The 1,258-nt window shown below is 48.5% G+C and carries 1 protein-coding gene; it reads right to left on the bottom strand.

Annotation, left to right across the window (positions count from 1 at the left end):
• Window positions 1-176: 176 nt before the first annotated feature.
• Window positions 177-989 carry a delta-lactam-biosynthetic de-N-acetylase gene (gene pdaA / locus I4V53_RS13825; RefSeq protein ID WP_195986276.1) on the bottom strand — a complete coding sequence of 271 codons (813 nt, stop codon included), beginning with the start codon at window positions 987-989 and terminating at the stop codon, window positions 177-179.
• Between the last annotated feature and the right edge of the window lie 269 nt (window positions 990-1,258).

Here is a 1,258-nt window from a genome sequence, read left to right as displayed (position 1 = left end):
AGTTGACCGACCGCGACTTTATTCTACCAGAAGGTTTTTTCACTATTTAATCTTTTTTACTCTCCCCGGCTTAGCCGCGGGTTGTCCTTTCGCTAAAGCTGATTAATACAGGCGGTCTATCTCCGGTCAACGGAAACAGGCCGCCTTTTACGTAAACAATCAGATCCTTCTGTTTTTTATGCCCCTGTACACAGGTCGTTCAGGGTACCGAAGGTGTACCCTTCTGCTTCCCATTTGCCTAAAAGTTCATCCAGTATCTCTGCATTGGTTTTGGAGGTGCTGTGCAGCAGCACAATTGCCCCCGGATGAATCCGCGGCAGCAACTTGCTGTAAGCTTCTTCCTTGGTCGGTTGTTTATCCACATACCAATCGACATAGGCAAGGCTCCAGAAGATGGTTTTGTAACCCAGCTCCTGCGCCTGTTTCAAATTGCTTTCGCTGTATTTTCCCTGCGGAGGCCGGTAAAACTTTTGCATTTCCTGGCCGGTTGTCTCTTTATAAAGCTGCTCCAGATCGTTGATTTCCTTTTTAAAGGACTCCATATCAGAGATTTTGGACATATCCGGATGATGATATGTGTGGTTGCCAACAATATGGCCTTCCGCCACCATGCGTTTGATCAGGTCCGGACTGGTTTCTATGTAGTTGCCCACTACAAAAAAAGTCGCTTTGACATTGTGCTTTTTCAATGCGTCCAGGATCGCAGGCGTATAGCCGTTTTCATATCCCGCATCGAAGGTCAGATAGAGCACTTTTTCAGACGGGTCCCCCGCATAATATGCATTGTACTGCTTTAGAAAATCGGCGGAGGCATTGCCAACCGGCGTTTTTCCCTCTTCCTGAAAGCTCAATCCCCAGTTGGTGTTGGCAGACGCGGACGCCGCCACACTCGCTGGTAAAAGCTTACGCAACGCCAACGGAACCGCCAGAAGGAGTAACAGGCACAGGATTGCTGCAATAATCTGTTTCTTTTTAATTACGATAATCATAAATTCTCACCGTCACTTTTCTCAGTCGTCATCATAAAATATGCATTGCTATCCCTGTATATGCTACTCCGCTTCATAAAAAGAACCGCACCCTCAGCTTTTGCCAAGGGTGCGGTCCTTTTCTTCAGGCCGTTATCCGATTCGCTCAGGAATTCAGCCGATGGTTACCGTACAATGTCTTCGCGCCGCATTGCCCGGCAGAGTCGTATACACGCCCGTGCTCTCGCCCGGCTTGCCGGTCGCCCACACTCTGTAGTAGTAATCGTTGC

It is taken from the genome of Clostridium sp. D33t1_170424_F3, assembly GCF_015667585.1.
Taxonomy (GTDB): domain Bacteria; phylum Bacillota; class Clostridia; order Oscillospirales; family Acutalibacteraceae; genus Anaeromassilibacillus.
Note: the sequence above shows the minus strand (reverse complement) of the source record. Positions and strands in the feature narration are given on the sequence as shown.

What these genes read in the sequence shown, in the direction of transcription:
- pdaA (WP_195986276.1), bottom strand. Translation starts at nt 989, where the DNA reads ATGATTATCGTAATTAAAAAGAAACAGATTATTGCAGCAATCCTGTGC.